The 15,619-nt window shown below is 68.4% G+C and carries 13 protein-coding genes; 6 read left to right on the top strand and 7 right to left on the bottom strand.

The genetic code is table 11. From position 1 onward, the window contains the following. Nucleotides 1-165 precede the first annotated feature (165 nt). On the top strand, nucleotides 166-1,134 hold the full coding sequence (locus ACFYXH_RS37310; protein ID WP_389572906.1) for a superoxide dismutase: 969 nt from the start codon (nucleotides 166-168) through the stop codon (nucleotides 1,132-1,134). A 96-nt stretch (nucleotides 1,135-1,230) separates the two neighbouring features. Here ACFYXH_RS37310 and ACFYXH_RS37305 read toward each other — a convergent pair whose 3' ends face one another. Continuing rightward, nucleotides 1,231-2,277, bottom strand: coding sequence for a PAC2 family protein (locus ACFYXH_RS37305; protein WP_389572904.1), 1,047 nt, complete (start codon nucleotides 2,275-2,277; stop codon nucleotides 1,231-1,233). Nucleotides 2,278-2,538: 261 nt separating this feature from the next. On the opposite strand from ACFYXH_RS37305, the gene ACFYXH_RS37300 reads away from it, so the two are divergent. Genes ACFYXH_RS37300 through ACFYXH_RS37280 form a run of 5 tightly spaced genes read left to right on the top strand, consistent with a single transcriptional unit; the run spans nucleotide 2,539 to nucleotide 8,242 of the window. Then, nucleotides 2,539-3,858, top strand: a complete 1,320-nt coding sequence (locus tag ACFYXH_RS37300) for an enolase C-terminal domain-like protein (protein WP_389572901.1) — start codon at nucleotides 2,539-2,541, stop codon at nucleotides 3,856-3,858. After that, a complete protein-coding gene (locus ACFYXH_RS37295; protein WP_389572897.1) occupies nucleotides 3,855-4,640 on the top strand; it encodes an SDR family NAD(P)-dependent oxidoreductase in 786 nt (261 codons plus the stop codon). The genes ACFYXH_RS37300 and ACFYXH_RS37295 overlap by 4 nt, the downstream gene beginning before the upstream one ends. A gap of 25 nt (nucleotides 4,641-4,665) precedes the next feature. Next, on the top strand, nucleotides 4,666-5,703 hold the full coding sequence (locus ACFYXH_RS37290) for a sugar ABC transporter substrate-binding protein (RefSeq protein ID WP_389572894.1): 1,038 nt from the start codon (nucleotides 4,666-4,668) through the stop codon (nucleotides 5,701-5,703). A 2-nt stretch (nucleotides 5,704-5,705) separates the two neighbouring features. Then, entirely contained in the window at nucleotides 5,706-7,217 is a 1,512-nt protein-coding gene (locus tag ACFYXH_RS37285; RefSeq protein ID WP_389572891.1) for a sugar ABC transporter ATP-binding protein, read from the top strand. After that, nucleotides 7,214-8,242 carry an ABC transporter permease gene (locus tag ACFYXH_RS37280; RefSeq protein WP_389572889.1) on the top strand — a complete coding sequence of 343 codons (1,029 nt, stop codon included), beginning with the start codon at nucleotides 7,214-7,216 and terminating at the stop codon, nucleotides 8,240-8,242. The genes ACFYXH_RS37285 and ACFYXH_RS37280 overlap by 4 nt, the downstream gene beginning before the upstream one ends. Nucleotides 8,243-8,336: 94 nt before the next feature. Here the strand turns inward: ACFYXH_RS37280 and ACFYXH_RS37275 are convergent, their stop codons facing one another. The 6 genes from ACFYXH_RS37275 to ACFYXH_RS37250 form a co-directional block, all read right to left on the bottom strand. Continuing rightward, the gene (locus ACFYXH_RS37275; RefSeq protein ID WP_389572886.1) at nucleotides 8,337-9,008 is read right to left on the bottom strand and encodes a FadR/GntR family transcriptional regulator; all 672 of its coding nucleotides are present in this window, start codon (nucleotides 9,006-9,008) and stop codon (nucleotides 8,337-8,339) included. 35 nt (nucleotides 9,009-9,043) lie between these two features. After that, nucleotides 9,044-10,105, bottom strand: coding sequence for an LLM class flavin-dependent oxidoreductase (locus tag ACFYXH_RS37270; RefSeq protein WP_389572883.1), 1,062 nt, complete (start codon nucleotides 10,103-10,105; stop codon nucleotides 9,044-9,046). Between the two features lie 162 nt (nucleotides 10,106-10,267). Continuing rightward, nucleotides 10,268-11,878 (bottom strand): FAD-dependent oxidoreductase, encoded by a 1,611-nt coding sequence (locus ACFYXH_RS37265; protein ID WP_389572881.1) that lies wholly within the window; start codon nucleotides 11,876-11,878, stop codon nucleotides 10,268-10,270. Between the two features lie 6 nt (nucleotides 11,879-11,884). After that, the gene (glpK, locus tag ACFYXH_RS37260) at nucleotides 11,885-13,420 is read right to left on the bottom strand and encodes a glycerol kinase GlpK (RefSeq protein ID WP_389572879.1); all 1,536 of its coding nucleotides are present in this window, start codon (nucleotides 13,418-13,420) and stop codon (nucleotides 11,885-11,887) included. 30 nt (nucleotides 13,421-13,450) lie between these two features. Beyond that, the gene (locus tag ACFYXH_RS37255) at nucleotides 13,451-14,239 is read right to left on the bottom strand and encodes an MIP/aquaporin family protein (RefSeq protein ID WP_389572876.1); all 789 of its coding nucleotides are present in this window, start codon (nucleotides 14,237-14,239) and stop codon (nucleotides 13,451-13,453) included. Nucleotides 14,240-14,483: 244 nt separating this feature from the next. Further along, complete coding sequence (locus ACFYXH_RS37250; RefSeq protein ID WP_389572873.1) at nucleotides 14,484-15,248, bottom strand: IclR family transcriptional regulator; 765 nt, start codon at nucleotides 15,246-15,248, stop codon at nucleotides 14,484-14,486. Between the last annotated feature and the right edge of the window lie 371 nt (nucleotides 15,249-15,619).

The raw sequence follows: 15,619 nt of genomic DNA, 5'->3' as shown, positions 1-15,619 counted from the left end.
TCCACCCTCCTTACGCGAAATGCGTTTTAAATCAAGCTGAATGGGAACCCCGTGCAATTCGGCTGGAAGAAGATGTCACGCCACAATTCGGCCAAAGACTGCGGAGAAGCCTGCCGTGTGCTGAGGTGAATGGGTCTGTAGAACACTTGTCGGAAGGACGACTCGATGCACCGTTCCTTCGCACGCCGAGGAGTGCTCGGAGCGGCCGCGGCCATGGCCGGCGCGGCACTCCTTGCCCCAGGGGAAGGCGTGGCCCGGGCGGCTGAATTAACCGGTACACGCCTCCCCACCCGTTTCCCGTTGCCGAACGGCTTCCAGCCCGAAGGGATCGCCATCGGACAGAGTCCGTATGCCTACTTCGGGTCGATAGCCACCGGCGATATCTACCGAGCGAGCCTGGCCACCGGCCGGGGAAGCGTCATCAGCCACGGTCTCGGAGTGGACCACCCCGCGGTCGGACTCAAAATTGACCGGAGCGAACGGCTGCTGTTCGTCTGCGGCGGTGTGAGCCGGGAGATCCGGGTCATCGAGGTCCGCTCGGGGAAGCTGCTGAAGACCTTCACCGTCGGCTCCGACGGCACCATGGTCAACGATGTGATCCTCACGCCGGGCGCCGCCTGGTTCACGGACTCGTTCAAACCGCAGATTTACCGCCTCCCGCTCGGCCGGCACGACGAGCCGGGCGACAGCGTGGCGACCGTCCCGCTGGGCGGCGACTGGGAGCAGGGGCCCTCTTTCACGGCCAATGGCATCGAGCGCACACCGGACGGGCGTGCCCTGCTGTTGGTCAACACCGTGGTCGGCGGCGGCGGCCTGATGCGGGTCGATCCGCGTACCGGCATCGCGCGGCGAGTCGACATCGGAGACACCCGACTCCCCAATGGCGACGGCCTGTTGCTGCTCGGCCGCACCCTCTATGTCGTACAGCAGGCGCAGAACGCCATCGATGTGCTGCGACTCAATGACTCGGGCACCCGCGGCACGGCTGTCGCGCGCATCACCGATCCGGAGCGCTTCAGAATTCCCACGACGGCGGCGGCCTGGGGCGACCGGATCTATCTGCCCAACGCCCGCTTCGATGTGGAGCCGACACCCGACACGACGTACGACGCGGTCGCGGTGGACCAGGTCTGAGTCCTCAAGACCTATGAGCACGACGTAAAGCCACGACGTAAACGTAAAGAGCGGGGCGGCGCCCACCGGCGCCGCCCCGCTCTTCATTCAGATGTCTCAGTCCTCCGAGGAATCTTCCTCGCCACCGGATTCCGACTCGGTTTCCGCTTCGGCTTCGGTGCCCGATCCGATTCCAGGTTCGGTCCCGGTCCCGGCTTCGGTCTCCGCCTCCGCACGCGGTGGCATCGGCGGCCGGGTGCGCCCGCTGGAGGTGTCGCGCAGATACGAACTGGCCTCGCCCCCGTCGGTCGCATGCCCGGGACCCCCGTCGCGCCGCCGCAGATACCGCTCGAACTCGCGGGCGATGGCCTCGCCCGTAGCCTCGGGAAGCTCCGCGGTGTCCCGTGCCTCCTCCAGCGTCTGGACGTACTCCGCCACTTCGCTGTCCTCGGCGGCCAGTTGATCCACGCCCAGCTGCCAGGCCCGTGCGTCCTCGGGCAGTTCGCCGAGCGGGATACGGAGGCCGATGAGGTCCTCAAGACGGTTCAGCAGCGCCAGCGTCGCCTTGGGGTTGGGTGGCTGCGACACATAGTGCGGCACCGCGGCCCACAGACTCACCGCCGGTACCCCCGCATGTGTGCACGCCTCCTGGAGAATGCCGACGATACCGGTCGGCCCCTCGTACCTGGTCTCCTCCAGATCCATGGTTCTGGCCAGATCCGGGTCCGAGGTGATCCCGCTGACCGGCACCGGCCGGGTGTGCGGGGTGTCGCCGAGCAGCGCGCCCAGAATCACCACCATCTCGACGCCCAGCTCATGGGCGAAGCCCAGGATCTCGTTGCAGAACGAGCGCCAGCGCATGGATGGCTCGATGCCGCGGACCAGCACCAGGTCTCGCGGTTTCTCGCCGCCGATGCGGACCACGGAGAGCCGGGTTGTGGGCCAGGTGATCTTCCGTACCCCGCCGTCCAGCCACACCGTGGGCCGGTTGACCTGGAAGTCGTAGTAGTCCTCGGCGTCGAGCGCCGCGAAGACCTCGCCCTTCCATTCCCGGTCCAGGTGTGCGACCGCGGTGGAGGCGGCGTCGCCGGCGTCGTTCCAGCCCTCGAACGCGGCCACCATGACCGGGTCGATCAGCTCGGGTACCCCCTCGAGCTCGATCACCCAGTGCCTCCTTCCGAAGTTCCTTGTCTACGCCCCAACCTTACGGCTTACGGGGCACCTCGCCGCAGCCCCCTTGCACGGCCGGGTGAACTTCCGCTCGATAGGGCATGCGTCGGAGAGCCAGACGTCCGGCAGTGGATTCATCCGAGCTGTGTCGAGAAATTTCGTCCCTGCCCTGGACGTTGCCGCGTGGACGGCGCTATACATCGGATGACCAAGAGGTCCGATGTTCTCCGATGTTCGTCTCACGGGGGTGCGTGCATGAGTCAGACCGTCACGGAGTTCGAGGTCCACGACATCCGCTTTCCCACCTCGGAACAGCTCGACGGCTCGGACGCCATGAACCCGGATCCCGACTACTCCGCCGCCTATGTGGTGATGCGCGCGACCGACGGGGCCGAGGGACACGGCTTCTGCTTCACCATCGGGCGCGGCAACGATGTCACCGCCGCGGCCATCGAAGCGCTGCGTCCCTATGTGGTCGGGCGCCCGGCGCCCCGTACCGCAGCAGACCTGGCCGCGCTCCACCACGACCTGACCCATGACTCACAGCTGCGCTGGCTCGGCCCGGAGAAGGGCGTGATGCATATGGCGGCCGGCGCGGTCGTCAACGCGGCCTGGGACCTGGCGGCGAAGCGCGCAGGCCGGCCGGTGTGGGAGTTCCTTGCCTCGATGTCGTCCGAGGAGCTGGTCTCGCTCGTCGACTTCCGCTATCTGACCGATGTCCTGACACGGGACGATGCGCTGGCCATCCTGCGGGCCGCGGAACCCGGCCGGGCCGAGCGGGCCGCGAACCTGCGGGAGAGCGGCTATCCCGCGTACACCACCTCGCCCGGCTGGCTCGGCTACTCGGACGAGAAGCTGGTGGCGCTGGCCAAGGAAGCGGTTGCCGACGGCTTCGGCCAGATCAAGCTGAAGGTCGGCGCGGACCTCGACGACGACATACGGCGGATGAAGCTGGCCCGCGCCGCTGTCGGCCCGTCCGTACGCATCGCCGTGGACGCCAACCAGCGCTGGGACGTTGCCGATGCCCTGCGCTGGATGACGGCACTCGCCCCGTACGAACCGCACTGGATCGAGGAGCCGACCAGCCCCGACGACATCCTCGGCCACGCCGCCGTCCGCGCCGGCCAGCCGGTCAAGGTCGCCACCGGCGAGCATGCCGCCAACCGCGTCGTCTTCAAACAGCTGCTCCAGGCCGGGGCCGTCGACTTCGTCCAGATCGACGCCGCGCGTGTCGCCGGTGTCAACGAGAACATCGCGATCCTGCTGCTCGCGGCCAAATACGGCGTCCCCGTCTGCCCGCACGCCGGCGGGGTAGGACTGTGCGAGCTCGTCCAGCATCTGGCCATGTTCGACTACGTCGCCGTCTCCGGCAGCTGGGAGGACCGGGTCATCGAGTACGTCGACCACCTCCACGAGCACTTCACCGATCCCGCCGTGATCGCCTCCGGACGCTATGTCGCACCACGTGCACCGGGTTTCTCCGCCCGCATGCTCCCCGAGTCGATCGCCGCCCACCGCTATCCCGAGGGGCCCGTCTGGCAGGCCCGCCGCACCATCGAGGAGGTCAACTCATGAGCGGAGCAAGGGACTTCGAGGGACTGTCCGCGCTGGTGACCGGCGGCGCCTCGGGCATCGGCGCCGCCGTAGCGACACTGCTGCTCAGCCGCGGCGCCCAGGTCGCCGTACTCGACCGCGAGACGGCGGGAGCGCCCGACGGCGTCCTCGCCCTCAAGGCCGATGTCACCGACGACGCCGCGGTCCGCACGGCCGTCGACAGGGCCGCGGCGGAGTTCGGCGCCCTGCACACCGTCGTCTCCAACGCCGGTATCGGCGCCATCGGCACCGTCGCCGACAACGCCGACGAGGAGTGGCAGCGCGTCCTCGACATCAATGTGCTCGGCATGGTGCGGGTAGCCCGCCACGCCCTACCGCATCTGCGCCGCGCCGCCGCGGACCGCCCCGGCCATGTCTCCATCACCCAGACCTGCTCCATCGCAGCCACCGCAGGACTGCCCCAGCGCGCCCTGTACAGCGCCAGCAAGGGCGCGGTCCTCTCACTCACCCTCGCCATGGCCGCCGACCATGTCCGCGAAGGCATCCGCGTCAACTGCGTCAACCCCGGCACCGCCGACACCCCGTGGATCGGCCGCCTGCTCGACCGGGCCGACGACCCCGCGGCCGAACGTGCCGCCCTCGAGGCCCGCCAGCCCACCGGACGGCTGGTCGCGGCGGACGAAGTTGCCGCCGCCATCGTTTATCTCGCCGGCCCCGCCGCGGCCGCCGTCACGGGCACGGCACTCGCCGTCGACGGTGGAATGCAGGGGCTGCGCCTGCGTCCCCCGAACCAAGCGCCCTGAGCCGACACCACCGAAGGACGGGACAATGAGAGTGCGTACGACAAGTGCCGCGGCCTGCACAGTACTTCTGGCCGTGACGGCCCTCGCGGGCTGCAACCGTGACTCGGGCACCGGGTCCGGCGGGGGCAAGGTGGGCATCGATCTGCCGCGCAGCGACAGCGACTTCTGGAACTCCTATCAGCAGTACATGGAGAAGGGCGTCAAGGACGGCGAGGTCGACGCGCTGTCCCTGACCAACTCCCAGAACGACATCGGAAAGCTGGTCGCCAACGTCCAGACCTTCACCGACCAGGGCGCCAAGGCCGTCGTCATGGCCCCGCAGGACACCGGCGCGATAGCCGAGTCGCTGCAGAGCCTTCAGGAGAAGAAGATCCCGGTCGTCAGCGTCGACACCAGGCCCGACAAGGGCAAGGTCTACATGGTCGTCCGGGCCGACAATCGCGCGTACGGCGAGAAGGCCTGCAAGTATCTCGGCGAGCAGCTGAAAGGCAAGGGCAAGGTCGTGGAGTTCCAGGGCGACCTGTCCTCCATCAACGGCCGGGACCGCTCCGAGGCCTTCAAGTCCTGTATGACCAAGGACTTCCCCGGCATCAAGGTCTTCGAGCTCGCCACCGACTGGAAGGGCGATGTCGCCTCCGCCAAGCTCCAGTCCACGCTCGCCGCGCACCCCGACATCAACGGCATCTATATGCAGGCCGGCGGTGTGTTCCTGCAGCCCACACTCGCGCTGCTCGAGCAGAAGAAGCTGCTGAAGGCCCCCGGCACCCCGGGCCACATCACGATCATCTCCAACGACGGCATCCCGGAGGAGCTCGACGCCATCAAGGCCGGGAAGATCGACGCCACGGTCTCCCAGCCCGCCGATCTGTACGCCAAGTACGCGCTGTACTGGGCCAAGCAGGCGCTGGACGGAAAGACCCCCAAGGAGGGTCCGACCGACCATGAGTCCATGATCATCAAGATCCCGAACGGGTTCGAGGACCAGCTGCCCGCGCCACTGGTGACCAAGGAGAACGTCGACGACCCGAAGCTGTGGGCCAACCAGCTGGAGAAGAAGAGCTAGTCATGGAGCACCAGGCACCAGCCGCCGTACACGCGGCAGGCATCGTCAAGCGCTTCGGTCCGACCGTGGCGCTCGACGGTGTACGCCTCACCGTCGCGCCCGGCGAGTCGCACGCGCTCGTCGGGCGCAACGGCGCGGGCAAGTCCACGCTGGTCAGCGTCCTCACCGGGTTGCACAGGCCGGACGCGGGCGAGGTGAGCTTCAACGGCGAGCCGGCGCCGGCCTTCGGGGACATGGCGGCCTGGCAGTCCAAGGTCGCCTGCGTCTACCAGAAGTCGATGGTCGTCCCTGATCTGACCGTCGCCGAGAACCTCTTCCTGAATCGCTTCGACGCCGGTAGCCGCTTCATCAGCTGGCGGCAGCTGCGGCGGCGCGCCGAGGAGCTCCTCGCCGGATACGGAGTGAGCGTCGACCCCAGAACCAGGGCGAAGGATCTCGCCGTCGAGCAGCGCCAGTTCGTGGAAATCGCCCGCGCCCTGTCCTTCGGCGCGCGGCTGATCGTCCTCGACGAACCGACCGCGCAGCTCGACGCCCGCGGAATCCAGCGGCTCTTCACCAAACTGTGTGAACTGCAGAGCCGGGGAGTGGCGTTCCTCTTCATCTCCCACCATCTGCAGGAGGTGTACGAACTGTGCACCGCCGTCACCGTCTACCGCGACGCCCGCCATGTCATCACCGCCCCGGTCGCGGAACTCTCCAAGGACGACCTGGTCACAGCCATGACGGGCGAGTCCACCGGCGTCCCGTCGACGTGGCACGCTCCCGTCGGCGCGGTCCGGGACGAGGAGCCGGTACTGCGTACCGAAGGCCTCACCGTGGAGGGCGAGTTCGAGCCGCTCGACCTGGAGGTGCGGCCCGGCGAGGTGCTGGGTCTTGCCGGGGCCGCGGCCAGCGGCAACACCGCCCTCGGCGAAACCCTGGTCGGTATGCGCAGGGCGAGCGCGGGACGGATCACCGTACGCGGCCGGGCCGTGAAGCCGGGCAGCGTCCCGCACGCGCTCAACGCCGGTATCGGCTACATCCCCGAGGACCGCCACCTCCAAGGGCTGGTCATCGGCCGCAGCGTCGCCGAGAACGCCACGCTCACCGTCACCGACCAGCTCGGCCCCTGGGGGACCGTACTGCCGTCTCGTACAAGGGAGTTCGCCCAGTCCATGATCTCTTCGCTCGACATCAAGACGCAGGGACCGGAGCAGCCCGTCTCCGGCCTCTCGGGCGGCAATCAGCAGAAAGTCGTGGTCGCCCGCGCCCTGGCCCGTAGACCCAGCGCGCTGGTGGCGGTCCGGCCCACCGCGGGCGTCGATGTGAAGTCCAAGGACTCGCTGCTCTCAGTCGTACGACGGGTGGCGGACGAGGGCAGCGCGGCCGTGATCGTCTCGGACGAGCTGGACGATCTGCGGGTGTGTGACCGGGTGCTCGCCCTCTTCCACGGGCGGGTGGTCGCGACGTTCGGCAGTGGGTGGACCGACCGCGAACTGGTCGCCGCCATGGAAGGTGTGGGGGAGCAGGAATGACCGGGACGATACGGCCGCTCACGGCCGACGAGCTCAAGACCGCGAGCCCGCGCAGCAGCCTGCGGCTGATCCGGTGGAGCGACTTCTCGCTGGTGCCGGTGATTCTGGTGCTGATGGTGATCGGTTTCATTGTCTCGCCGGTCTTCCTCACCTCGAACAACCTGATCAGCGTGGTCCAGCAGTCTTCCGAGCTCAGCCTGCTGGTCCTCGGCCAGGCGCTGATCCTGATCTGCGGCCGGATGGATCTGTCGCTGGAGTCGACGATCGGCATCGCGCCGGTCATCGCCATGTGGCTGGTCCTGCCGACGGAGGGCGGGCGCTTCGCGGGCCTGGAGCTGTTGCCGGTCTGGACGGCGATCCCGCTCTGTCTGCTGGTCGGTACGGCGATCGGCGCGATCAACGGCTTTCTGATGCTGAAGCTGCGCGTCAACGGCTTCATCGCCACGCTCGGCATGCTCACCATGCTGCGTGGCCTTCACATCGGTATCACCGAGGGCAAGTCGATCACCGATGTCCCGGAGTCCTTCAGGTACTTGGGCAAGACCGACTGGCTCGGCGCGCCGGCCGCCGTGTGGATCTGTCTGGCACTCTTCGCGATCGGTGGCGCGGCACTGGCGTATCTGCGCCACGGGCGCGCGCTGTATGCGATCGGCGGCAACCCGGAGGCGGCGCGGGCGGCCGGTATCCGCGTCGACCGGATCACCTGGATCGTGCTGGCCGTCGGCGGCCTGCTCGCCGCCTTCGCCGGCATCCTCTACACCGGCCACTACGGCTCGGTCGCGGCCACCCAGGGCAACGGCTGGATCTTCCAGGTGTTCGCCGCGGCCGTGATCGGCGGGATCAGCCTCAAGGGCGGCCGCGGCACGCTCTTCGGCGCGCTGACCGGTGTGCTGACGCTCCAGCTGGTCGTCAATGTGATGACGCTGGGCGGAGTGCCGGCGCTGTGGAACCAGTTCCTGAACGGAGCGATCATCATTGTCGCGCTGGTGATCTCCCGCTTCGCGAGCGGGGAGAAGCAGGACTGACGGGGCGGGGGCGGGGCCGCTGCGCGGGGCTTGTCCCCGGGCAGATCAAGCCCCGCCGGCGATTGAGGCGCGAGGGTTCGGGGCGGAGCCCCCGCTACAGCGTTGACCTCAGCCACTGCTCCACGCTCGCGATATGCACCGTCGCCCACGACTTCGCCGCCTCCGCGTCGCGGTCGCGGAGCGCCGACAGGATCGCCCGGTGCTCGTGGAGCGTACGGCTGACCGCGTCCTCCTGCGTCAGCCCGCGCCAGATCCTCGCCCGGGTGGTCGGTCCGGACAGCCCGTCCAGCAGTGAGCAGAGCACCGAATTGCCCGAGGTCTGGACGATGCCGCGGTGGAATTCCAGGTCGGCGGCGACCAGTTCCTCCACCGAGGGCTGCGGGCCGAGCGCGTCCAGCTGGGCGCTCAGTACGTCCAGTTCGCTCTCGCTGATCCGGGTGGCGGCCATCGCCGTGGCGGCCGGTTCCAGGATGCGGCGTACGGCCAGGAACTCCAGCACCGTGTCGTCCCGGTGGAAGTCCACGACGAAGCTCAGCGCCTCCAGCAGCAACTGCGGGTCCAGGCTGGTCACATAGGTGCCGTCCCCCTGCCGTACATCCAGGATGCGGATCAGCGACAGCGCGCGTACCGCCTCCCGCAGTGAGTTGCGGGACAGCCCCAGCTCGGCGGCGAGTTCGCTCTCCTTGGGGAGGCGGTCGCCGGGGCGCAGCGCGCCCGAGACGATCATTCCCTTGATCTTCTCGATGGCCTCGTCGGTGACAGCCATGGGCGACCTCCAGACATCCGATGTATCGGCACCCATTATGCGTCCCAGAGGGTGGTCGGAGCCTCCTTCCGCACGATCGGGGCGATCTCCTCGGAAAATCGATGCAGGGTTTCCATCTGTTCCGCCCGATCGAGCCCGAAACCGTCCACCGTGATCGACTGCAGATCGTGCCGGTACACCTGGTGGTAGCCGAGGATCTTGTCGATGATCTGCTGCGGGCTGCCGATCAGCTGCGGCCCGTCCGCGATCGCGTCCTCGATGGTGCGGAACGGGGTGTTGTAGCCCGCTCTGCCCTCCAGATGCGGCTTGAAGTTCTGCCGCACCCGCGCCTCGTACACCTCCTTGTAGCGCGTCACCGCCTGCTCGGCCGTGTCCGCGATGAGCAGACCGCCCGAGCCGGCCGCCACATGGGCACGGGCCGGGTCATGGCCGTACGCGACGAAGCGCTCGCGGTAGTGGTCGATCAGCTTCGCGTACGCCTCACGCGGCTGAATGGCGTTGGCGGTGAAGAGCGGATCGCCGTGCTTGGCGGCCAGCTCCGGGGAGTTGAGGCTGGTGGCGGAGCCGTGCCAGATGCGCGGCGGCCCGGCGTACGGACGCGGCACCGTGGTCACCTGATGCAGAGGCGGCCGGAACTCCCCCTCCCAGTCCACGCCTTCCTCGGTCCAGAGTCTGCGCAGCAGCTCGTACTTCTCCTTCTGGAGGTCCCACTGGCGCGCCTCGTCGAGACCGAAGAGATCGAAGTGCCCGGCCTCCGCGCCCTTGCCGACGACCAGCTCGATCCGGCCTCGTGAGATCTGGTCGAGGGTCGCGAAGTCCTCGGCGACCCGCACCGGATCGAGGATCGCGACCACGGTGACGCCCGTCAGCAGCTTGATCCGGCTGGTCCGGGCGGCCAGCGCGCCCAGCACCGCCGTGGGACTCGACGAGAGGAACGCGCCCGCGTGACGCTCACCGATCGAGTACGCGTCGAAGCCGAGCCGCTCGGCCGCCTCGCCGACCGCGAGGACCTCCTCGAACCGGTCCGCGGGGGAGAGCTGCTCATGTGTCAGCGGATGCGGAGCGTGATTGATGAGAGAGAGCACTTGAAACTTCATGCTTCAACTGTCCCTGCGGGATGTTGCGGCACTGTGGCGGACGTATGGCACGGGTGGCCGTATGGGATGGGCGTCCGTATGGCATGGGCGTCCGTATGGCATGGGTAAGGGGCGGCCTCCAGGGAGGCCGCCCCTTACCCATGCCACACAAGTGCCGTGCTGTTACGCCTTGTCGGTCAGCAGCTTGTCGACCTTGTCGCGGACCTCGTCCGTCGCCAGACCGCGGATCGTCAGCGTCGTACGGCGACGCAGCACATCGTCCGCCGTCTCGGCCCACTCGTGGTCACGCGCGTACACGACCTGCGCCCAGATCTCCGGCGCGTCCGGGTGGATGCGCTCGGCGAGCGCCGGGTTCTCGTTGGCCAGGCGCGCGATGTCGAAGGACAGCGAACCGTAGTGGGTGGCGAGGTGACGGGCCGTGTCGGCCGCCATCCGCGGGCCCGGCGTGCCGCCGTCGACGAGCAGCCGGTGGGCGACCGCGTTCGGGTTGGCTATCCCGGGCAGCGGGAGCTTCTTCGGCAGATGCGCGATCGGCTCCATGTCCTCGGCCAGCGGCTGGCCGGGCAGGGCGGCCAGCTTGTTCATCACCGTACGGCCGATGTGGCGGAAGGTAGTCCACTTGCCGCCGGCCACCGACAGCATGCCGCCGCGGCCCTCGGTGACGACCGTCTCGCGCTTGGCCTTCGAGGTGTCGCCGGGACCGCCCGGCAGCACCCGCAGGCCCGCGAAGGAGTACGTGATCAGATCACGCGACAGCTGCTGGTCCCGGATGGAGAACGCGGCCTCGTCCAGGATCTGCGCGGTGTCCTTCTCGTTGACCGCGACATCCGCCGGGTCGCCCTCGTACACCTCGTCCGTCGTACCGAGCAGCAGCATGTCCTCCCAGGGGAGGGCGAAGGTGATGCGGTACTTGTCGATCGGGGTCGCCAGCGCGGCCTTCCACGGCGAGGTCCGCTTGAGCACCAGGTGCGCGCCCTTGGAGAGACGAATGGACGGAGCCGCGTCCGGGTTCTCCATCCGGCGCAGGTGGTCGACCCACGGACCGGTGGCGTTGAGTACCAGACGGGCCGTGACACCGAACTCGGTACCGTCCAGACGGTCCTTGAGCTCCGCGCCCGTGACCCGGCCCTTGGTGAAGCGCAGCCCGGTGACCTCGGCGTGGTTGAGAACGGTGGCGCCCGACTCGACGGCCGCACGCACCGTCATCAGCGCCATCCGGGAGTCGTTCATCTGGTCGTCGCCGTACACGGCAACGGCCTTCAGGCCCTCCGTGCGCAGCTCGGGAACATCACGCTGCGCCTTGTTCGCGCTGATGACATGGCCGACGCCGTCACCGAACGCCGAGAGCGCGGAGTAGGCGAAGACGCCCGCCCCGAGCTTCGCCGCGCCGTGCGGTCCGCCCTTGTAGACCGGCAGATAGAAGGTGAGCGGGTTGGCCAGGTGCGGGGCCACCTGACGGGAGACCGCGCGCCGCTCGAAGTGGTTCTCCGCGACCAGCTTCACCGCGCCGGTCTGCAGATAGCGCAGACCGCCGTGGAGAAGCTTGGAGGAGGCGGAGGAGGTGGCGCCGGCGAAGTCGCCGGCGTCCACCAGAGCCACCCGCAGCCCGGACTGCGCCGCATGCCAGGCGGTGGAGATGCCCAGGATGCCGCCGCCGATCACCAGGAGGTCGTACGTCGCCTTGGAAAGCTGCTCCCGAGTCTCGGCGCGGCTCGGAAGGGAGCCGGAGGCCGGGTGCGTCCCCAGGGCAGGGACGCTCTGCAGGGTGGTCATCTTGATTTACTCCTCGTCAGCGTCGTCTTCGAGCCAGCCCATGGTCCGCTCGACGGCCTTGAGCCAGCTCTTGTACTCGCGGTCCCGTTGGTCCGCTTCCATGTGGGGGGTCCACTCGGCGGCCCTGCGCCAGTTGGCGCGCAGCGCGTCGGTGTCCGGCCAGTAGCCGACGGCAAGACCGGCGGCGTAGGCAGCGCCGAGGCAGGTCGTCTCGGCGACCATCGGACGCACCACCGGTGCGTCCAGGAAGTCCGAGAGGGTCTGCATCAGCAGGTTGTTGGAGGTCATGCCGCCGTCGACCTTGAGCGCGGTCAGCTCGACGCCGGAGTCCTTGGTCATGGCGTCACTGATCTCGCGGGTCTGCCAGGCGGTGGCCTCGAGAACGGCGCGGGCGATGTGCGCCTTGGTGACATAACGGGTCAGGCCGGCGATCACACCGCGGGCGTCGGGACGCCAGTACGGGGCGAACAGGCCGGAGAAGGCCGGTACGAAGTACGCGCCACCGTTGTCCTCGACGGAGGAGGCCAGCGTCTCGATCTCGGCCGCGGAGTTGATCAGGCCCATCTGGTCGCGCATCCACTGCACCAGCGAACCGGTGACGGCGATGGAACCCTCAAGGGCGTACACCGGTGCCTGGTCGCCGATCCGGTAGCCGACGGTCGTCAGCAGGCCGTTGTACGAGTTGACGGGCTCGTGACCGGTGTTCATCAGCATGAAGGTGCCGGTGCCGTACGTCGACTTGGCCTCGCCCTCGGCGAAACAGGTCTGGCCGAACAGGGCCGCCTGCTGGTCACCGAGCGCCGAGGCGACCGGCACACCGGCGAGGGCGCCGCTCTTGGCGGTCCCGTACACCTCGGCGGAGGAACGGATCTCCGGCAGCACCGCGGCCGGGACCTCCATCGACTGGAGGATCTTCTCGTCCCAGTCGAGGGTGTGCAGGTTCATCAGCATGGTGCGCGAGGCGTTGGTGACGTCGGTGACGTGCACGCCGCCGTTGACGCCGCCGGTCAGGTTCCAGATGACCCAGGAGTCCATGGTGCCGAAGAGGATCTCGCCGCGCTCGGCGCGCTCGCGCAGGCCCTCGACGTTGTCCAGCAGCCAGCGGATCTTCGGGCCGGCGAAGTACGAGGCCAGGGGCAGGCCCGTCTCGCGGCGGAAGCGGTCCTGGCCGACGTTGCGGCCGAGCTCCTTGCAGAGAGCGTCGGTACGGGTGTCCTGCCAGACCAGGGCGTTGTGCACCGGCTCACCGGTGTTCTTGTCCCAGAGGACGGTGGTCTCGCGCTGGTTGGTGATGCCGATGGCCTTGACGTCGGCGGCGGTGATGCCCGCCTTCGCGACCGCGCTGTCGACGACCTCCTGGACATTGGTCCAGATCTCGGCGGCGTTGTGCTCCACCCAGCCCGGCTTCGGGAAGATCTGCTCGTGCTCCTTCTGGTCGACCGAGACGATCCGGCCATCCGTGTCGAAGACGATGCAGCGGCTGGAGGTGGTGCCCTGGTCGATGGCCGCGATGAACGGGCCGGTGGTGTGTGTATCGGTCACGGAGTGCTCCTGCGAGGTCAGAGGGTCGGCTTAGGCGAACGCGAGGTTGTAGATACCTGCTGCGAGGGCGCCGCCGATCAGCGGGCCGACGACCGGGATCCAGGCGTAGCCCCAGTCCGAGCCGCCCTTGTTGGGCAGCGGCAGCAGCGCGTGCACTATGCGCGGGCCCAGGTCGCGGGCCGGGTTGATGGCGTAGCCCGTCGGTCCGCCGAGCGAGAGGCCGATGCCGACGACGACGAACGCGGTGATCAGTGCGCCGATGACGCCGAGACCCTTGCCACTGGCGTTGAGGCCCTGGGTCAGGACCGCAAGCACGAGCACCGTGGTGCCGATGATCTCGGTGGCCAGGTTCTGCCACACGACCCGGACCTCGGGGCCGGTGGAGAAGACGCCGAGTACCGGTCCGGCCTTCGGTGCGGCCTCCTCGCTCACCAGGCCTTCCTCATGCGGCGCCGCGGAGATGATCTCCGGGTCCGTGAGGTGGGCCTGGAACTGCCCGTAGTACGCGATCCAGACCAGAGTGGCACCGATCATGGCGCCGAGCAGCTGCCCGGCGAGGTAGACCGGGACATTGCCCCAGTCCCCGTCCTTGATCGCGATGCCGACCGTGACCGCAGGGTTGAGGTGGGCGCCGGAAAGAGTGCCCGTCATGTAGACCGCGGTCATGACCGCGAATCCCCACCCGAAGGTGATCGCCAGCCAGCCGGCGTTCTGCGCCTTCGAGCGCTTGAGTACGACGGCGGCGACCACGCCACCACCGAGCAGGATGAGTACGGCGGTACCAATGATCTCGCCGATGAAGATGTCGGAGTTGGACACCCGCGACTCCTTTGTCCTTCGTCCAGGGAAAGCGAACCCCGGGTCCCTCCGGTGGTCCGCGCCCTCAGGTGAGGGCGTTTGCCGGCCCTGGCGTTGTCACACCCTAGCGCGTATTGCCGGTAGGTGTTCGACAATGCCGACCGATGCACGGCAGTTTTGCCCTGGTGTTAACACGACGTCAAGGGTTCCGTGGCCGAAAACTCGATCGTTATCGACGAAGAGCCAAACCGTGCCGAAATGCCGCTCAGAAGCGCTGGGCGCCCAGATCCCTGGAGACCGCGCGGGCACAGTCCCGTACCGCCGCGACCAGCTCGGACCGCACCTCGTCGGAGTTGCAGACGCGCTCGACCGCGCCCGTGATGGCCACCGCGCCCACCGGCATGCGGCGCCGGTCGTGGATGGGCGCGGCCACCGAGGCGACGCCCTCCCAGGTCTCTTCCATGTCGGCCGCCCAGCCGCGCGCCCGCGCATGCTCGAGCACCGACTCGAAGTCGTCCGGGCCCGTGACGGTCCGCGGCGTGAAGGCCTTGCGCTCGACCTCCATCGCTTCGCTGTGCGCCACCGGGTCGTACGCCGAGAGCACCTTCCCGAGTGCGGTGGAGTGCAACGGCTGCATGGCCCCCACCTCCAGGACCTGGCGGCTGTCGTCCGGCCGGAAGACGTGGTGGATGATCAGAACGCCGTGCTGGTGCAGCACTCCGAGGTGGACGCTCTCACCGCTGGAGCGCGCCAGGTCGTCCGTCCAGACCAGGGCGCGGGCGCGCAGCTCGTGTACGTCCAGGTAGCTGTTGCCGAGCCGCAGGAGCTCCGCCCCCAGCTGGTAACGGCCGGACGCCGGGTCCTGCTCGACGAAGCCCTCGGCCTGGAGCGTGCGCAGAATGCCGTGGGCGGTGCCCTTGGCCAGATCCAGCGACGAGGCGATGTCGGACAAGCCCAGTCGGCGTTCTCCGCCGGCGAGCAGTCGCAGCATCGCCGCCGCTCGCTCGAGCGACTGGATGTTCTTCGCCATTGGTCGGCCCTTCTCCACTGCAGTTCGACAATGCCGAACACTATCGCTCGATGTCGACCTTGGTCACCGCAGAGGGAGTACTCAACGACCAAAAGGCATCGCAGAGCCCGAGAAGAGGAAGGAGTCCGCCCCGTGGGACGCCCGCGCCCACAACGGTCCGCCCGGCTACTCTGGCTCCGTGCGCCTTCCACCGGAAGACGCAAAGCCGACAGCCGTCGCATCCCTGGGAGCACATCCATGGCCTCGTTGCCGACCCCCTCCGCCGACAGCCGGACCCGAATCGACGCCCTCCGTGAGGCGCTTGCCACGCGTGTGGTGGTGGCTGATGGTGCGATGGGCACGATGTTGCAGGCGCAGGATCCGACGCTTGA

It is taken from the genome of Streptomyces sp. NPDC002730, assembly GCF_042888805.1.
GTDB lineage: Bacteria > Actinomycetota > Actinomycetes > Streptomycetales > Streptomycetaceae > Streptomyces.
Note: the sequence above shows the minus strand (reverse complement) of the source record. Positions and strands in the feature narration are given on the sequence as shown.

What these genes read in the sequence shown, in the direction of transcription:
- ACFYXH_RS37310 (WP_389572906.1), top strand. Translation starts at nt 166, where the DNA reads ATGCACCGTTCCTTCGCACGCCGAGGAGTGCTCGGAGCGGCCGCGGCC.
- ACFYXH_RS37300 (WP_389572901.1), top strand. Translation starts at nt 2,539, where the DNA reads ATGAGTCAGACCGTCACGGAGTTCGAGGTCCACGACATCCGCTTTCCC.
- ACFYXH_RS37295 (WP_389572897.1), top strand. Translation starts at nt 3,855, where the DNA reads ATGAGCGGAGCAAGGGACTTCGAGGGACTGTCCGCGCTGGTGACCGGC.
- ACFYXH_RS37290 (WP_389572894.1), top strand. Translation starts at nt 4,666, where the DNA reads ATGAGAGTGCGTACGACAAGTGCCGCGGCCTGCACAGTACTTCTGGCC.
- ACFYXH_RS37285 (WP_389572891.1), top strand. Translation starts at nt 5,706, where the DNA reads ATGGAGCACCAGGCACCAGCCGCCGTACACGCGGCAGGCATCGTCAAG.
- ACFYXH_RS37280 (WP_389572889.1), top strand. Translation starts at nt 7,214, where the DNA reads ATGACCGGGACGATACGGCCGCTCACGGCCGACGAGCTCAAGACCGCG.
- ACFYXH_RS37275 (WP_389572886.1), bottom strand. Translation starts at nt 9,008, where the DNA reads ATGGCTGTCACCGACGAGGCCATCGAGAAGATCAAGGGAATGATCGTC.
- ACFYXH_RS37270 (WP_389572883.1), bottom strand. Translation starts at nt 10,105, where the DNA reads ATGAAGTTTCAAGTGCTCTCTCTCATCAATCACGCTCCGCATCCGCTG.
- ACFYXH_RS37265 (WP_389572881.1), bottom strand. Translation starts at nt 11,878, where the DNA reads ATGACCACCCTGCAGAGCGTCCCTGCCCTGGGGACGCACCCGGCCTCC.
- ACFYXH_RS37250 (WP_389572873.1), bottom strand. Translation starts at nt 15,248, where the DNA reads ATGGCGAAGAACATCCAGTCGCTCGAGCGAGCGGCGGCGATGCTGCGA.